The sequence below is a fragment of the Pseudomonas simiae genome (assembly GCF_000934565.1).
Classification (GTDB): Bacteria; Pseudomonadota; Gammaproteobacteria; order Pseudomonadales; family Pseudomonadaceae; genus Aquipseudomonas; species Aquipseudomonas simiae.
Map to the genome: position 1 here is coordinate 4,942,251 of NZ_CP010896.1, position 16,843 is coordinate 4,959,093.

At 61.9% G+C, this 16,843-nt stretch carries 12 protein-coding genes and 1 pseudogene; 12 read left to right on the top strand and 1 reads right to left on the bottom strand.

Annotation, left to right across the window (positions count from 1 at the left end; all coding sequences use genetic code 11):
- Positions 1-151: 151 nt before the first annotated feature.
- From PF1751_RS22445 to PF1751_RS29985, 7 genes and pseudogenes are all read left to right on the top strand, one after another.
- Complete coding sequence (locus PF1751_RS22445; protein WP_021491213.1) at positions 152-670, top strand: RNA polymerase sigma factor; 519 nt, start codon at positions 152-154, stop codon at positions 668-670.
- Between the two features lie 74 nt (positions 671-744).
- Positions 745-1,713: a FecR family protein gene (locus PF1751_RS22450; RefSeq protein ID WP_021491212.1), complete on the top strand. Its 969-nt coding sequence runs from the start codon at positions 745-747 to the stop codon at positions 1,711-1,713.
- A 115-nt stretch (positions 1,714-1,828) separates the two neighbouring features.
- Positions 1,829-4,393 (top strand): TonB-dependent receptor, encoded by a 2,565-nt coding sequence (locus PF1751_RS22455; protein ID WP_021491211.1) that lies wholly within the window; start codon positions 1,829-1,831, stop codon positions 4,391-4,393.
- 148 nt (positions 4,394-4,541) lie between these two features.
- Positions 4,542-5,150 carry a biliverdin-producing heme oxygenase gene (locus PF1751_RS22460; RefSeq protein WP_042571223.1) on the top strand — a complete coding sequence of 203 codons (609 nt, stop codon included), beginning with the start codon at positions 4,542-4,544 and terminating at the stop codon, positions 5,148-5,150.
- A 162-nt stretch (positions 5,151-5,312) separates the two neighbouring features.
- Positions 5,313-5,714, top strand: coding sequence for a YbaN family protein (locus PF1751_RS22465; protein WP_044287804.1), 402 nt, complete (start codon positions 5,313-5,315; stop codon positions 5,712-5,714).
- A 280-nt stretch (positions 5,715-5,994) separates the two neighbouring features.
- Positions 5,995-7,134: pseudogene (locus PF1751_RS29980) on the top strand (methyl-accepting chemotaxis protein); the annotation flags it as partial.
- Positions 7,135-7,236: 102 nt separating this feature from the next.
- The gene (locus PF1751_RS29985; protein WP_370737427.1) at positions 7,237-7,992 is read left to right on the top strand and encodes a methyl-accepting chemotaxis protein; all 756 of its coding nucleotides are present in this window, start codon (positions 7,237-7,239) and stop codon (positions 7,990-7,992) included.
- A gap of 133 nt (positions 7,993-8,125) precedes the next feature.
- On the opposite strand, the gene PF1751_RS22475 is transcribed toward PF1751_RS29985, so the two are convergent.
- Positions 8,126-8,689: an NAD(P)H nitroreductase gene (locus tag PF1751_RS22475; protein ID WP_010208025.1), complete on the bottom strand. Its 564-nt coding sequence runs from the start codon at positions 8,687-8,689 to the stop codon at positions 8,126-8,128.
- Between the two features lie 139 nt (positions 8,690-8,828).
- On the opposite strand from PF1751_RS22475, the gene PF1751_RS22480 reads away from it, so the two are divergent.
- From PF1751_RS22480 to PF1751_RS22500, 5 genes are all read left to right on the top strand, one after another.
- Positions 8,829-10,256, top strand: coding sequence for a di-heme oxidoreductase family protein (locus PF1751_RS22480; protein ID WP_044287808.1), 1,428 nt, complete (start codon positions 8,829-8,831; stop codon positions 10,254-10,256).
- A gap of 31 nt (positions 10,257-10,287) precedes the next feature.
- The gene (locus tag PF1751_RS22485) at positions 10,288-11,352 is read left to right on the top strand and encodes an imelysin family protein (protein WP_010208023.1); all 1,065 of its coding nucleotides are present in this window, start codon (positions 10,288-10,290) and stop codon (positions 11,350-11,352) included.
- Positions 11,353-11,354: 2 nt separating this feature from the next.
- Positions 11,355-12,452, top strand: coding sequence for a DUF1513 domain-containing protein (locus tag PF1751_RS22490; protein ID WP_044288160.1), 1,098 nt, complete (start codon positions 11,355-11,357; stop codon positions 12,450-12,452).
- Positions 12,453-12,668: 216 nt separating this feature from the next.
- Positions 12,669-13,799, top strand: a complete 1,131-nt coding sequence (locus tag PF1751_RS22495) for an efflux RND transporter periplasmic adaptor subunit (RefSeq protein ID WP_044287810.1) — start codon at positions 12,669-12,671, stop codon at positions 13,797-13,799.
- Positions 13,800-13,802: 3 nt separating this feature from the next.
- Complete coding sequence (locus tag PF1751_RS22500) at positions 13,803-16,829, top strand: multidrug efflux RND transporter permease subunit (RefSeq protein WP_044287812.1); 3,027 nt, start codon at positions 13,803-13,805, stop codon at positions 16,827-16,829.
- Positions 16,830-16,843 lie beyond the last annotated feature (14 nt).

Here is a 16,843-nt window from a genome sequence, read left to right on the forward strand (position 1 = left end):
CATCACCTCGTTATTCAGACGAACCGAGGTGCTTGCATTCGCGAGCAAGCCCGCTCCCACATTTGGCCTGCGCAAACCCGCAGAAAGTGTTCCTTGCCATTTGAGTTGATGATAAGCATTATCATTAACTGCAAATCGGTCTGGTATCACTGTGAGCCAATCTCGCTTCAACCACGTCTTTCTCACCCAACGGGTAATGCTGCTTCGCACCTTGCAGCGGATGGTGAATAACCACAGCACCGCCGAGGACCTGTTGCAGGAAACCTACCTGCGCGTCACCCGGGCCCTGAGCGAGCGACCGATCGATCACCTTGAACCTTTCGTCTATCAGACGGCGCGCAACCTGGCGTTGGATCACCTGCGTGCGCGCAGGATCCAGGCCCGCACACTGCAGGAAAACGTCCCGCTGGATGTCCTGCAAAGCGTCGCCGCCCCCATCAGCACACCCGAAGATGCCACCCAGGCCGAGCAAATGCTTGAAGCCCTGAGCGTCAGCCTGGGCCAGTTGAGCGCCCGCCAACAGCGGATTTTCATCCTCAGCCGCTTGCATGGTTGCAGTTACCAGGAGATCGCCGATCAGTTGGGCGTGTCCTTGAGCACCGTGCAAAAGGAACTCAAATTGATCATGGCTATCTGCGTAGGTGTGGCCGAACGATTGGATCGGCCTTAAGCTCCATCCGACAGAAGCGTCGACCCAAGCTGTAGGAAAGTTGAATAGAACGTGGCGAAGACCCGAGGAACACCGTGACGGACCCGAATAAACTGCGCCCCCATGAGCTGGCTCATGAGGTGTTGCAAGACACGGCTATGGATCAAGCCCTCGACTGGCTGATCGCCTTGCAGTGCCCGCAAGCCGGACAGCAGGCCGAATTCGAAACCTGGTTGGCCAGCGATCCCGCCCACGTCCACGCCTTCGCCAAGGCCCAGGCCGCGTGGGGCGGCGCGCCGGTACACAGTGCTGCCGTCGCACTGGCCGCGCCGCGCAAGCCGAGCGCCTGGCGCCGGCTCAAGCCACATTGGAAACCGCTGGCCACCGCCGCCGTGCTGCTGATCGGCCTGTTCAGTTTCAGCAACCTGCCGGTACGCCTGCAGGCCGACCACCTCACCGTGGTAGGCGAACGCCAGCGCCTGCAACTGGACGACGGCTCCAAGGTATTGCTGAACACCAACTCGGCGTTTTCCAGCAGCATCAAGGACCACCAGCGCATCGCTCGCCTGTATCAGGGCGAGGCGTTTTTCGACATCGTGCCCAGTCACGGCTTGCCCTTGGAAATCGACGCCGGCCCCGTACGCGCCAGCGTGCGCGACACCGCCTTCGCCGTGCGTTACCTCAATGGCGAAGCCCAGGTGCAGGTGCAGCGTGGCGATGTCGACCTGAGCAACACCTTCGACGATGCCCGCGTGCGCCTGAGTGCCGGTGAAAGTATCCGCATCGGGCCCAAGGGGTTCGGCCAACCGGCCAAGCTGGATGCCAACAAGGACCTGGCCTGGGTGCAAGGTCGGCTGATCTTCGAAAACTGCCCGATGAGCGAAGTGCTCGCCGAGCTGCGCCGCTATTACCCGGGCTGGATCGTCAACACCAACGACCAACTGGCCAGCGTCGCCGTCACCGGCAATTACCGCCTCGACCAGCCCTTGGACGTGGTGCGCTCCCTGGCTCACATCACCTCGGCCAAGCTGTCGGAATACCCATCGCTGGTGATTTTGAACTAAATGAGAATTATTTTTACTCGATAGCTGAGGGTGGTACGTCTCGTCTTAGCCAATGCAACTGATTCCTATTTGTCTCAGTTCGCAACTATAAGATTCGTACTCCGGAGCGCTCTCGATGTCCTCTCGTTTCAACCGCCGGTCCTCTTCGCCCGCCCTGTCCTTGCTGACCGCGGCCATCCTGCTGGCCGCTGCGCCGGTGATGACCGCCACCGCCGCCGAACCTGCTGCGCGTAGCCACGGCAACTACAGCTTCAGCATTGAGCAGCAACCGCTGGTCTCGGCACTCAACGCCTTTACCGCCGTGACCGGCTGGCAAGTCGGCCTACCGGCCGAACTGGGCCAGGGCGTGTCGTCCCCAGGCGTACGCGGCCCGTTGTCGCCGGAAAAAGCCCTGGACCGGCTGTTGGTGGGGACCAACCTGAGCTACCGCAAACTGGGCAATAACAACATCGTGCTGGAAAAGCGCGCGCCGGGCGGCGCCCTCAACCTGCAACAGGTGACCATCAGCGCCACGCGTAACGAGCAGAACATCAGCAGCGTACCGAGCACCGTGACCGTGCAGGAACGCGAGGCGCTCGACCGCCAGAACGTGAATACCATTCGTGAACTGGTGCGTTACGAACCCAACGTCTCGGTCGGCGGTGCCGGTGGCCGCTCAAGCAATTCGGGCTACAACATTCGCGGCATCGACGGCGACCGCATCCTCACCCAGGTCGATGGCGTCGAAGTGCCGGACAACTTCTTCAACGGTCCCTACGCCAAGACCCGCCGCAACTATGTCGACCCGGAAATCGTCAAGCGCGTGGAGATCCTGCGCGGCCCGGCCTCGGCCCTGTACGGCAGCAGCGCGATTGGCGGCGCCGTGAGCTACTTCACCCTCGACCCGGATGACATCATCAAGCCCGGCCAGGACGTCGGCGCTCGCCTGAAGACCGGCTACAGCTCCGCCGACGAAAGCTGGCTGACCTCCGGCACCGTTGCCGGCCGTGTGCAGGATGTCGACGGCCTGTTGCACCTGAGCCAGCGCAACGGCCATGAAATGGAGTCCTACGATGGCAACAACGCCACGGGCCTGGCGCGCACCGGCGCCAACCCCGAGGATGCACGCACCACCAACGTGCTGGCCAAGCTGGGCTGGAACTATGGCGATGACAATCGACTGGGCCTGACCTACGAGAAATACAAGGATGATCGCGACGTCAACTTGAAAAACGCCGTGGGCGGACCGTTCACCGGCGGGCGCGGCTTCAACTTCTACCGTGCACGGTCGGGCAACGACACCATCACCCGTGAGCGTTTCGCTATCGAAAACCGCTTCGCCCTGGACTCGCCGATTGCCGATCAGATCAAGACCAGCCTCAACTATCAGATCGCCAAGACCGACCAGTCCACCGCCGAAATCTACCAGCCGTCCCGCCGCGTATTGCGCACCCGCGAAACCCTCTACGAAGAAAAGCAGTGGGTGTTCGACGCACAGCTGGACAAGGCTTTCAGCTGGGGCGACACCGATCACCAGGTCACCTACGGCACCACCCTCAAACAACAGAAAGTCACCGGCTCCCGCGAAGGCGCCGCCACCTGCCTGGCGGTCGGCGGCGGTTGCACAGCCATCGGCGCACCCAGCCCGACAGCCAGCGACAGCGTGAAGAAGGCCAGTGATTTCCCGGACCCGACCATCAACACCTACTCGCTGTTCGCGCAGGACCAAATCACCTGGGACAAGTGGACCTTCCTGCCCGCCGTTCGCTACGACTACACCCAACTCAAACCCAAGTTGACTGAAGAGTTCCTCAACACCGTCGACCCGACACGGATCTATGCCCACAGTGACAAGGAAAAAACCTGGCACCGCGTCACGCCGAAATTCGGTCTGACCTATGCGCTGACCGACCAGTACACTTGGTTCGGCCAATACGCCGAAGGCTTCCGCACACCATCGGCCAAAGCCTTGTACGGCCGCTTTGAAAACCTGCAGCAGGGCTACACCGTCGAACCCAACCCGGACCTCAAGCCGGAAAGCAGCAAGGGCGTGGAAACCGGGATTCGCGGCCACTTCGACTCCGGTTCGTTTGATATCGCCGTGTTCTACAACAAATACCGCAACTTCATCGACGAGGACGCTTCCGTCGCCGGCGGTACCGCACAGCAATTCGAAGCCAACAACATCAAGCACGCCACCATCAAGGGGATCGAAGCCAAAGGGCGCCTGAACCTCGACGCGTTCGGCGCCCCCCAAGGGCTGTACACCCAGGGTTCGGTTGGCTACACCTACGGTCGCAACGACGACAATGGCGAGCCGCTCAACAGTGTCAACCCGCTCAAGGGCGTATTCGGCCTGGGCTACGACCAGGACAACTACGGTGGCCTGCTGAGCTGGACCCTGGTGAAAAAGCAGGATCGCGTCGACAGCACCACCTTCCACGCACCTGACGGCAGCACCACGGCCCCCTTCAAGACCCCAGGCTTCGGCGTCCTCGACCTGACCGCCTTCTACAAGGTCACCAACGACGTGACCGTCAACGGCGGCCTCTACAACCTCACCGACAAGAAGTACTGGAACTGGGATGACGTGCGCAGCTACGACGGCGTCGGCGAAGCCGGTGTGACCTCCCCGGCCAACCTCGACCGCCTGACCCAGCCGGGTCGCAACGTTGCGATCAACGTGATCTGGGACATCTGATCACGACCTTTAACCGAGGCCCCACTCACCTCGTCGAAATTTTACCGACGAGGTGAGGATTTTTTACTGTGCCGCGTCTTCTTGTTCGTCTAGTTGATAACGGCTCTCTTTAGAGCACCCAGGCGCTCTTCTTCTCAAGGACTTTTTCATGACCGCTTCTCCTACCGCTGAACGCCCAAGCCTACGCTCCCAGCGCCTGAACCAGATTACCCACTCGCCGCACGCCAAGCTCGACGCCCTGGTCAAAGCCCACGCGCCGTTTGAAACCCAGGCCAACTTCGCGCGCTTCGTGGTGGCGCAGTACCTGTTCCAGTCGGAACTGGTGGCGCTGTACAACGATGCCGAGCTGATCAAGATCGTGCCGGACCTGGCCGAACGCTGCCGCGCCGAAGCGGCCAAGCTGGACCTGGGTGACCTGGACACCGAAGTGCCAGCCCCGGTTGCCGGCGCGGTGAACAACCCGAGCAAGGCTGAAGCGCTGGGCTGGCTGTTCGTTTCCGAAGGCTCCAAGCTGGGCGCCGCGTTCCTGATCAAGCGCGCCGTAGGCCTGGGCCTGAGCGAAACCTTCGGTGCCCGTCACCTGGGTGAGCCAGCCGGTGGCCGTGCCGAGGGTTGGAAGCGCTTCACCCGCACCCTGGACGCGCTGGAATTCAGCGCCGAAGAAGAAGCCGCGGTGGAAAAAGGTGCGATTGACGCCTTCGTACGCTTCACCGTATTGCTGGAACAGGCGTACGCTAGCGCCCCTGAACTGGCCTGATACCCTCGATTGGAATGCGATAGCACTGTGGGAGCGGGCTTGCTTGCGAATGCGGAGTATCAGTCACCTGATACTGGACTGACGCACCGCATTCGCGAGCAAGCCCGCTCCCACATTTAAACCCCATTCCAAGCTGATTTTTTATCGACTCTGCATGCTCCCATGACCGGCAAAACCCAATCCACCTCGAAAATCGTCCGGATCCTCTTCGGCTTGCTGGCCTACGTCAGCCTGGGCATCGGGCTGGTGGCGATTGTCGTGCCGGGCTTGCCTACCACCGAATTCATTCTGCTCGCCGCCTGGGCCGCCACCAAAAGCTCACCGCGCCTCAGCGCCTGGCTGGAAAACCACCGGCTGTTCGGGCCGATCCTGTTCAACTGGCGCAATGGCAAGATCATCGCCCGCCGGGCCAAAGTCAGTGCCACCGCGAGCATGCTGCTCTGCGCGATCCTGATGCTGGTGATGCTCGACCACGGCTGGCCGATCTACCTGGCCATTGCCGGGATGAGCCTGGGCAACCTGTGGATCTGGTCTCGACCGGAACGGCTTGCGGCGCCCGTATAACGCTGCGTGTAGGGTTTATCCTACCGCTCATCGCCTGTTTCTCATGAATTGATGTGTGACGCCGATGTTTCAGACATAGCGCTGAATGGACTTGGCCTGCACTACGTGCCTTCCAGCCCGTCCATTCGCGAGTGAACCTATGTTCGACACCCTCTCCATCCGCTTGAAAATAGTGCTGCTGTCGGGCCTTTGCCTCTTGGGGGTGATCGCGCTGATCATCAGCATCAACCTCTACGAAACCAATCAGAACGATCAGTTGATCAGCGATTCGAGCTCGCGAATGCTCACCAGCAGTGTGCAGAGCCTGCTGCAATCCAAAGCCGGCGAACAGGCCGTACTGTTGCAGAAAACCTTTGGCGAAAACCTGTTGGTAGTGACCGCCCTTGCCGATCAGGTCAAGGACCTGCGCGCCCTCGCGGCCAAGCGCGCGCTGGAACCCGGCGCCTTGCGTGAAGAACTCAACCAGAGCCTCAAGACCACGTTCGAGCGCAACAGCAAAGTGCTGGGTATCTGGCTCTCGTTCGAACCCAACGGACTGGATGGCAAGGACAGCGAGTTCGTCGACGACAAGGCTCGCGTGTCCAACGAGAAAGGCCGTTTCTCCAGCTACTGGAGCCGCGCCGGCGGCGAAGGCCTGAACACCATCATGGTCGAAGATGACCTGACCAAGACCACCCCCAACCTCAGCGGCACGCCCTACAACATTTGGTACACCTGCCCACGGGACACGCGCAAAGTGTGCCTGCTAGACCCCTACGCCGATGAAGTGGCTGGCAAGCAGATGCTGATGACCACCATCTCCCTGCCGCTGATGGTGGACGGCAACGTCATCGGCGTGGTCGGTATCGACATCGCCCTCAACACCCTGCAAGCCGTGACGGACGCGGCGCAAAAAGAACTGTTCAATGGCGCGGCGCACCTGGACATTCTTTCCAGCACCGGTCTGATTGCCGCCTCCAGCGGTCAGCCGGAGATAGTCGGCAAAACCCTCATGGATACCGTCGGCGCCGAAGGCAAGGAAATCGTGCAACTACTGGCCAGCGACTCGCCCATGATCCGCGAGCAGGACCACACCATCCGCGCCGTCTACCCGGTCAAGCCGATTGCAGACGCAAAATCCTGGGGCGTCGTGGTCACACTGCCCAGGAACGTGATGCTGGCTGACACCTTGAAGCTGCAGGACGTGCTCGACAAAGCCCAGGCCGCCGGTACGCTCAAGGCTTTGCTGGTCGGCGCCGCCGCCGCGTTGCTGGGCCTGCTGCTGATCTGGCTGACCGCCACCGGCGTGACCCGCCCGATCAACAACGTGGCCGCCATGCTCAAGGACATCGCCAGCGGCGACGGCGACCTGACTCAACGCCTGGCCTACGCCAAGAAGGACGAATTGGGCGAACTGGCCAACTGGTTCAACCGCTTCCTCGACAAGCTGCAACCGACCATCGCCCAGATCAAGCAAAGCATTACCGAAGCCCGTGGCACGGCCAATCAGTCATCGGCCATCGCGCGCCAGACCAGCGAAGGCATGCAGGTGCAGTTCCGCGAAATCGACCAGGTGGCCACCGCCTCCAATGAAATGAGCGCCACCGCCCACGATGTCGCCAACAGCGCGTCCAACGCCGCCAGCGCGGCGCGTGGGGCCGATCAGTCGGCGCGCGAAGGCATGTCGATCATCGAGCAGAGCACCCGAGATATCACCTCATTGGCCGAAGAAGTCAGCAAGGCCGTAGGCGAAGTCGAAGCCTTGGCGGTCAACAGCGAACAGATCGGTTCGGTGCTGGAAGTGATCCGCAGCATTGCTGAGCAGACCAACCTGCTGGCGCTGAACGCGGCAATCGAAGCGGCACGCGCCGGCGAAAGTGGCCGTGGCTTTGCGGTGGTGGCCGACGAAGTGCGCAATCTGGCCAAGCGTACCCAGGACTCCGTGGAGGAAATCCGCCTGGTGATCGAACGCATCCAGAGCGGCACCCGTGGCGTGGTGGCGACCATGCATTCGAGCCAGAGCCAGGCTCAAAGCAATGCCGGGCAGATCCATCAGGCGGCGCAGGCCTTGGGCAAGATCAGTGATGCCGTCACCGTGATCAGCGACATGAACCTGCAGATCGCCAGCGCCGCCGAACAACAGAGCGCCGTGGCCGAAGAGGTCAACCGCAACGTCTCGGCGATCCGCACTGTGACCGAAACCCTCACCGGCCAGGCCACCGAGTCGGCGGCCATCAGCAGCCAACTCAATGCGTTGGCCAGCCAGCAGATGAAGTTGATGGATCAGTTCAGGGTCTGACTCGGTTCCGCAACCCCTGAGATCCATGTGGGAGCCGGGCTTGCCCGCGATGCAGGCAACTCGGTGTCCCTAAGAACCGAGTCGATGCTATCGCAGGCAAGCCAGCTCCCACATAGAGCAGATCGGCGGTGGTTCAGAGACCGGTCCAGGCGCTGACAAACTGCGTCAGGTCTTCTTTAGCTGCGGTACGCGGCGGGTTCTGCGGTGTGCCCAGGTAGAGGAAGCCAATCACTTCCTCGTCTGCCGTGAGCCCCAGGCCTTTGGCGACGTGGGCCGAGTAGGACAATTCACCAGTGCGCCACACGGCACCAATCCCCTGGGCATACGCTGCCAGCAGGATGCCGTGGGCTGCACAGGCCGCCGCCAGCAATTGCTCGGATTTCGGCACCTTGAAGTGCTCCTGCAGACGGGCAATCACCACCACTACCAAGGGGGCGCGCAATGGGCCGTTCTGGGCCTTGTCGATGGCTGCTTGTGGTGCATCGGCGTCTTGCAGGCGGGCAGCTTCGGCCAGCAGCGTGCCCATCTGTTCGCGGGCGGCCCCTTCGACAGTGAGGAAACGCCACGGACGCAGTTGGCCGTGGTCGGGCGCGCGCATGGCGGCGGCGAACAGCACGTCGCGCTGCTCCTGGGTCGGTGCCGGTTCCAGCAAACGCGGCACGGAAACACGGTTGAGCAAAGCGTCGAGAGCCTGCATTGGCCACCTCCAGAGAAAAATGTGCGGCCATTCTAGCGGGAATGAATCGAATTCGACCAAACGATAATTGCTCTTATTCATTGCGCCCCGCCCTGTTAGACTTTGCGACCTTATTTTCTGCCTTGGTTCAGGAAACTCGATGCTCCGCTCGCTTTTTCGCCTGTCCGCAGCCTTGCTGGCCTTGAGCCTGACCGCCTGCGATGACGCGCCCAGGTTTACCAAGGCCGAGCCGGGTGAAGCACGGGCGGGCGGTGCGGCGACCGTGAACAAGCGCGACCAGAACGCGTTTTCGCTGCCATCGGCCAACCTGTCGCCCACTCGTCGGCTGGATTTCAGCGTCGGCAATAGCTTCTTTCGCAGCCCCTGGGTGATCGCGCCGTCCACCACCACCGCGCGTGATGGCCTGGGCCCGCTGTTCAACACCAATGCCTGCCAGAATTGCCATATCAAAGACGGTCGCGGGCATCCGCCGTTACCTGACGCACCTAATGCCGTGTCGATGCTGGTGCGCCTGTCCATTCCGGATGCAGCGCCGTATGCCAAGCTCATCGAACAGGTCGGTGTGGTGCCCGAGCCGGTCTACGGCGGACAACTGCAGGACATGGCCGTGCCGGGGGTAACGCCGGAAGGCAAGGTGCGCGTCGACTACGCACCGGTCAACGTGACATTCAAGGACGGCACAGTGGTCGAGTTGCGCAAGCCGGACCTGCAAATCACCCAGCTTGGCTACGGCCCGATGCATCCGGACACTCGTTTCTCCGCACGCATCGCCCCGCCGATGATTGGCCTGGGCCTGCTCGAAGCCATCAGCGACGCTGATATCTTGCGCAACACCGACCCGAAAACCGCCGACAAAGCAGCCATCGTCGGCCGCGCCAACTGGGTCTGGGACGATGCCCAGCAAAAAACCGTGCTCGGGCGTTTTGGCTGGAAGGCCGGGCAACCCAACCTCAATCAACAAAATGTTCACGCGTTCTCTGGTGATATGGGCCTTACCACCACCCTGAGACCGTTCGATGACTGCACCGACGCCCAAGTCGCCTGCAAACAGGCCCCCAACGGCAATGGCCCCGATGGCGAGCCGGAAGTCAGTGACAATATCCTGCGCCTGGTGCTGTTCTACACCCGCAACCTCGCCGTGCCGGCACGCCGTGGCGTCAACACGCCGCAGGTGCTGGCCGGTAAAACCCTGTTCTATCAAGCGGGCTGCCAGGGTTGCCACACGCCAGCCTTCACCACGGCCGCGAATGCCGCCGAACCCGAGCTGGCCAACCAGGTGATCCGCCCCTACAGCGACCTGCTGTTGCACGACATGGGCGACGGCCTGGCCGACAATCGCAGCGAATTCAAGGCCGGTGGCCGCGACTGGCGCACGCCGCCGTTGTGGGGCATCGGCCTGACGCAGACCGTGAGTGGCCACACCCAGTTCTTGCATGACGGCCGCGCCCGCAACCTGCTGGAAGCCGTGCTGTGGCACGGCGGTGAAGCACAAGCGGCGCAGCAGCAGGTGTTGTCCTTTAATGCCGAGCAGCGCGCTGCGTTGCTGGCGTTCCTGAATTCTTTATAAGCTTCGCCCCAATTACAGAAGGGAGCTCGACATGTTCCGTCCCAAGTTGTTGTTCACCAGCCTGGCCGCCCTCGCACTCGGCGCCTGCTCGCCGCAAGACCCGCAAGCAGTGACCTCGGCGGCCATCGCCAAGCAAGTGATCCTGCCGACCTACAGCCGCTGGGTCGAAGCCGACCGCCAACTGGCCGTCAGCGCCCTGGCCTATTGCCAGGGCAAAGAGAGCCTGGACACCGCCCGTGCCGACTTCCTGCACGCGCAAAAGGCCTGGGCCGAGCTGCAACCGCTGTTGATCGGCCCGCTGGCGGAAGGCAACCGTTCGTGGCAGGTACAGTTCTGGCCAGACAAGAAGAACCTGGTCGGCCGGCAGGTCGAGCAACTGGTCGCCAGCCAGCCGCAGATCGACGGCGCCGCCCTCGCCAAGTCCAGTGTGGTGGTGCAAGGCCTGTCGGCCTACGAATACATCCTCTACGACGCCAAGACCGACATCGCTGACGAAGCGCAAAAGGCCCGTTACTGCCCGCTGCTGGTGGCGATCGGCGACCGTCAGAAGGCGCTGGCCGAAGAGATCCTGGCCAGCTGGAACAGCACCGACGGCATGCTGGCGCAGATGACCAAGTTTCCGAACCAGCGCTACGCCGATTCCCACGAAGCCATCGCCGATCTACTGCGCGTCCAGGTGACCGCGCTGGACACCCTGAAAAAGAAACTCGGCACGCCGATGGGTCGCCAGACCAAAGGCATCCCGCAGCCCTTCCAGGCCGATGCCTGGCGCAGCCAGTCGTCCCTGCAAAGCCTCGAAGCCAGCCTCGCGGCGGCCCAGACCGTGTGGGTCGGCGTCGACAACAAGGGCCTGCGTGGCCTGCTGCCGTCCGAGCAGAAGCCGTTGGCCGACAAGATCGACGCCGCCTATGCTGCGTCGCTGAAACTGTTTGCCAGCAACCAGCGCACCCTCAATGAACTGCTGGCCGACGACGCCGGACGCCAGCAGCTTAACGATATCTACGACAGCCTCAACGTCGTCCACCGCCTGCACGAAGGCGAGTTGGCCAAGGCGCTGGGCATTCAACTGGGCTTTAACGCCAACGACGGTGACTGATGATGCTCAGGCGACAGGCTTTGGCGGTTGGCAGCGTATTGCTCAGTGCTCTCACGCTGGGTGGCTGGACGCTGTTCAAGGGGAAAGACAAGGGCCCGCTGCTGCTCTCGGCGCGGGATGATGCAGACGGCAAGCACTACGCCGTGGGCTATCGCCTGGACGGCAAGCCGGTGTTTACCACCCAGGTCGGCCAGCGTTGCCACGACATCATCAACCACCCGACGCTGCCGATTGCTCTGTTTGTCGCCCGTCGCCCGGGCACCGAGAGTTACCTGATTGACCTGCGTAATGGCGCGCTGCTGCAAACCATCACCTCGAAAGCCAATCGCCACTTCTACGGCCACGCGGTCATCCATCAGAGCGGCGACTGGCTGTACGCCACCGAAAACGACACAAGCGACCCCGGCCGTGGCCTGCTCGGTGTGTATAAGTTCGAAGGCGAACGGCTGGTGCATACCGGCGAGATCTCCACCCACGGCATCGGCCCGCATCAGGTGTCGTGGATGCCCGACGGTGAGACGCTGGTGGTGGCGAACGGCGGCATTCGTACCGAAGCCGAAAGTCGCGTGGAAATGAATCTCAACGCCATGGAGCCGAGCCTGGTGCTGATACACCGCGACGGCCGCCTGATCAGCAAGGAAACCCTGGGCCAGCAGATGAACAGCGTGCGCCATATGGGGATCGCCAGCGATGGCACCATCCTCACCGGGCAGCAGTTCATGGGACCGTCCCAGGAGCGTTCCGAGCTGTTGGCAATCAAACGTCCGGGCCAGCCGTTCGTGGCGTTTCCGGTGGCCGATGAGCAGTTGCAGGCCATGGGGCACTACACCGCCAGCGTCGCCGTGCACAGCGAATTACGCCTGGTGGCGTTGACCGCGCCACGGGGCAATCGCTTCTTTATCTGGGACATGGACAGCGGCGAGCTGCGCCTGGATGGGCCGCTGCCCGACTGTGCCGGTGTGGGTGCAGTCGAGGATGGCTTTGTCGTGACCTCGGGCCAAGGCCGCTGCCGGTTCTACGATTGCCGCCAGAAACAGTTGGTAGCAAAACCGTTGGAATTACCGGCAGGGCTCTGGGATAACCATCTGCATCTGATCTGACCCCGCCGCGCTTAACAGGGCCCATCCTGGCCCTGTTACCTGTCAAAAATACCGTCTGAAATCCCCACTACACTTTGTAGGCGCGAGCTTGCTCGCGAAAAACCTCAACGATAATGCGTGAAGCCTGGATGAACGCGGTGCGTACACGTTCATTGCGAGCAAGCTCGCGCCTACAAAACGCTTACCTGCCTTCAAGGTTCTCCAAGGAATCGGAATATGCTGCGTCGTCGCATGCTGATCATGTTGGGTGTGGTCCTGTTAATCGTCCTGCTGCTGGCGGGCTATAAAGCCTTTTCCATCTATCAGCAGATCCAGGTCTTCTCCAAGCCCAAGCCGGCAGTGAGTGTGGCCGTGGCGACGGCGACCGAGCAGCCCTGGCAGCTGCGCGTATCCTCGGTGGGCACGCTCAAGGCGTTGCAAGGAGTCAACCTGAGCCTGGAGATTGCCGGCACCGTCAAGGACGTGCAGTTCGAGTCCGGACAGAAGGTCAAGACCGGGCAACCCTTGGTGCAACTCGACAGCGCGGTGGAAAGCGCGCTGCTGGAAACTGCCCAGGCCGACTTAGGCCTGGCGCAGCTGGATTACGGTCGCGGCAGCCAACTGGTGGGCAGCCAAGCCATCTCAAAAGGCGAGTTCGACCGCCTTTCCGCGCAACTGCAAAAGAACAAGGCCACCGTCAATCAGCTCAAGGCCTCCCTGGCGAAGAAGCACATCGTCGCGCCGTTCGGCGGCACCATCGGCATTCGCCAGGTGGACGTGGGCGACTACCTGGCCAGCGGCACGGTGATCGCTACCTTGCAAGACCTCAGCAGCCTCTACGTCGACTTCTATATCCCCGAACACGCCGTGCCTAAGGTCGCCCCCGGGCAGCCGGTGCAGGTGGAGGTCTCGGCTTATCCCGGCGAACAATTCCCCGGCAGCATCAGTGCGATCAACCCCAAGGTCGAGAACAGCACGCGCAACGTGCTGGTACGCGCCACCCTGGCCAACCCGGAGGGCAAGCTGCTGCCCGGTATGTTCACCCGCCTGGACGTGCTACTGCCCAATCCCGCCCCGCAGATTGTGGTGCCGGAAGGCGCGATCACCTACACCCTCTACGGCAATTCGGTGTACGCCGTGGCCGAGAAAAAAACCGAGGGCGGCGAGGTAGAAAAGGACGCCGATGGCAAGCCGCTGCTGATCGCCGAGCGACGCTTCGTCGAGACCGGTGAGCGACGCGGCGGCCTGGTGCTGGTGAGCAAGGGCCTCAAGGCCGGTGAACAGGTGGTCAGCGCCGGCCAGCTGAAACTGGACAACGGCACGCCCATTGCCATCAGCCCGGACAAAAACCTGCCGACAGGGCATTGAGCCATGAAGTTCACAGACGTCTTTATCCGCCGTCCGGTGCTGGCCATGGTGGTCAGCCTGCTGATCGTGCTGCTGGGTTTCCAGGCCTACAGCACGTTGCCGCTGCGCCAATACCCGAGCATGGAAAACGCCCTGATCACAGTGACCACCGCCTACCCCGGCGCGAATGCCGAGACCATTCAGGGCTACATCACCCAGCCCTTGCAGCAAAGCCTGGCCAGTGCCGAAGGCATCGACTACATGACCTCGGTGAGCCGCCAGAACTTTTCGGTGATCTCGATCTACGCACGCATCGGCTCCAACAGCGACCGCCTGTTTACCGAACTGCTGGCCAAGGCCAACGAGGTCAAGAACAAGCTGCCGCAAGACGCCGAAGACCCGGTGCTGAGCAAAGAGGCTGCCGATGCCTCGGCGCTGATGTACATCAGCTTTTCAAGCGGGCAGTTGAGCAACCCACAGATCACCGATTACTTGTCGCGGGTCATCCAACCCAAGCTCGCCACCCTGCCGGGCATGGCCGAAGCGGAGATCCTCGGCAACCAGGTGTTCGCCATGCGCATCTGGCTCGACCCGGTGAAATTGGCCGGTTTCGGCCTCAGTGCCAGCGACATCACCGACGCCGTGCGCCGCTACAACTTCCTCTCCGCTGCCGGCGAGGTGAAGGGCGAGTTCGTGGTGACCAGCATCAACGCCAACACCGACCTCAAGTCCGCCGAAGCGTTCGGCGCCATCAGCGTGAAAACCGACGGCGACAGCCGCGTGCTGCTGCGGGACGTGGCCCGGGTGGAAATGGGCGCGGAAAACTACAACGCCATCAGCTCGTTTGGCGGCACGCCGTCGGTGTACATCGGCATCAAGGCCACGCCCAGCGCCAACCCGCTGGATGTGATCAAGGAAGTGCGCAAGATCCTGCCGGAGCTGGAGTCCCAGCTGCCACCCAACCTCAAGGCGGAAATTGCCTACGACGCCACGCTGTTTATCCAGGCGTCCATCAACGAAGTGGTCAAGACGCTGTTTGAAGCCGTGCTGATCGTGATCGTGGTGGTGTTCCTGTTCCTTGGGGCCCTGCGTTCGGTGGTGATCCCGGTGATCACCATTCCGCTGTCGATGATCGGCGTGCTGTTTTTCATGCAGTTGATGGGCTACTCGATCAACCTGCTGACCTTGCTGGCGATGGTGCTGGCTATCGGCCTGGTGGTGGACGACGCCATCGTGGTGGTGGAAAACATCCACCGGCACATCGAGGAAGGCAAGACGCCGCTGGATGCGGCATTGGAAGGTGCACGGGAGATCGCCCTCCCGGTGGTGTCGATGACCATCACCTTGGCGGCGGTGTATGCGCCGATCGGCTTTCTCGAAGGACTTACCGGCGCCTTGTTCAAGGAGTTCGCCCTGACCCTGGCCGGGGCGGTGATCATTTCCGGCATTGTCGCCCTGACCCTGTCGCCGATGATGTGCGCGCTGCTGTTGCGCCATGATGAAAACCCGTCGGGTCTGGCCCACCGCCTCGACCGAATGTTCGATGGCCTCAAGCGCCGCTACCAACGCATGTTGCACGGCACCCTGAACACGCGGCCGGTGGTAATCGTGTTTGCCTTGATCGTGCTGTGCCTGATTCCGGTGTTCCTCAAGTTCACCCAGTCGCAACTGGCCCCCGACGAAGACCAAGGCATCATCTTCATGATTGCCAGCGCACCGCAGCCGACCAACCTGGAATACCTCAACACCTACACCGACGAGTTCATCAACATCTTCAAGGCGTTTCCGGAGTACTACTCGTCGTTCCAGATCAACGGTTTCAACGGCGTGCAATCAGGCATCGGCGGCTTCCTGCTCAAGCCGTGGAACGAGCGCGACCGCACCCAGATGCAGATCCTGCCCGAGGTGCAAAAACGCCTTGAGCAGATTCCCGGCCTGCAGGTGTTCGGCTTCAACCTGCCGTCCCTGCCGGGCACGGGCGAAGGGCTGCCGTTCGGCTTTGTGATCAACACGGCCAACGATTATGAGTCGTTGCTCGAAGTGGCCAATCGCGTGAAGAAGCGCGCGATGGAGTCGGGCAAGTTCGCCTTTGTCGATATCGACCTGGCGTTCGACAAACCCGAAGTGATGGTGGACATCGACCGCGCCAAGGCGGCGCAGATGGGCGTATCGATGCAGGACCTCGGCGGTACCCTGGCGACCTTGCTGGCCGAGGCGGAAATCAACCGATTCACCCTGGACGGGCGCAGTTACAAGGTGATCGCCCAGGTCGAGCGCACCTACCGCGACAACCCCGAGTGGCTGAACAACTACTACGTGAAGAACGCCCAGGGTGAAGTGCTGCCACTCTCGACCCTGATCACCGTGACGGACCGCGCCCGCCCCCGGCAGTTGAACCAGTTCCAGCAACTCAACTCGGCGCTGATCTCAGGCTTCCCCATCGTCAGCATGGGCGAGGCCATCGACACCGTGCGCCAGATCGCTATTGAAGAGACTCCGCCCGGTTACGCGTTCGACTACAGCGGCGCGTCCCGGCAATTCATCCAGGAAGGCACGGCGCTGTGGGCGACCTTTGGCCTGGCCCTGGCGATCATCTTCCTGGTACTGGCGGCGCAGTTCGAGAGTTTCCGTGACCCCTTGGTGATCCTGGTAACGGTGCCGCTGTCGATCTGCGGGGCGCTGATTCCGCTGTTCCTTGGTTGGTCGAGCATGAACATCTACACCCAGGTTGGCCTGGTGACGCTGATCGGCCTGATCAGCAAACACGGGATCCTGATCGTCGAGTTCGCCAACCAATTGCGCAAAGACAAGGGCCTGACGCCCAGGCAGGCGGTGGAGGAAGCCGCGGCAATTCGCCTGCGACCGGTGTTGATGACCACCGCGGCAATGGTGTTCGGCATGGTGCCGCTGATCTTGGCGACGGGTGCCGGTGCGGTGAGCCGGTTTGATATCGGCATGGTGATTGCCACGGGGATGTCGATCGGTACGCTGTTTACCTTGTTTGTGCTGCCGTGCGTGTACACCTTGCTCGCCAAACCGGACAAGGCCTGACACACATCCCAAAA

What these genes read in the sequence shown, in the direction of transcription:
- PF1751_RS22455 (WP_021491211.1), top strand. Translation starts at nt 1,829, where the DNA reads ATGTCCTCTCGTTTCAACCGCCGGTCCTCTTCGCCCGCCCTGTCCTTG.
- PF1751_RS22460 (WP_042571223.1), top strand. Translation starts at nt 4,542, where the DNA reads ATGACCGCTTCTCCTACCGCTGAACGCCCAAGCCTACGCTCCCAGCGC.
- PF1751_RS22465 (WP_044287804.1), top strand. Translation starts at nt 5,313, where the DNA reads ATGACCGGCAAAACCCAATCCACCTCGAAAATCGTCCGGATCCTCTTC.
- PF1751_RS29985 (WP_370737427.1), top strand. Translation starts at nt 7,237, where the DNA reads ATGCAGGTGCAGTTCCGCGAAATCGACCAGGTGGCCACCGCCTCCAAT.
- PF1751_RS22475 (WP_010208025.1), bottom strand. Translation starts at nt 8,689, where the DNA reads ATGCAGGCTCTCGACGCTTTGCTCAACCGTGTTTCCGTGCCGCGTTTG.
- PF1751_RS22480 (WP_044287808.1), top strand. Translation starts at nt 8,829, where the DNA reads ATGCTCCGCTCGCTTTTTCGCCTGTCCGCAGCCTTGCTGGCCTTGAGC.
- PF1751_RS22485 (WP_010208023.1), top strand. Translation starts at nt 10,288, where the DNA reads ATGTTCCGTCCCAAGTTGTTGTTCACCAGCCTGGCCGCCCTCGCACTC.
- PF1751_RS22490 (WP_044288160.1), top strand. Translation starts at nt 11,355, where the DNA reads ATGCTCAGGCGACAGGCTTTGGCGGTTGGCAGCGTATTGCTCAGTGCT.
- PF1751_RS22495 (WP_044287810.1), top strand. Translation starts at nt 12,669, where the DNA reads ATGCTGCGTCGTCGCATGCTGATCATGTTGGGTGTGGTCCTGTTAATC.
- PF1751_RS22500 (WP_044287812.1), top strand. Translation starts at nt 13,803, where the DNA reads ATGAAGTTCACAGACGTCTTTATCCGCCGTCCGGTGCTGGCCATGGTG.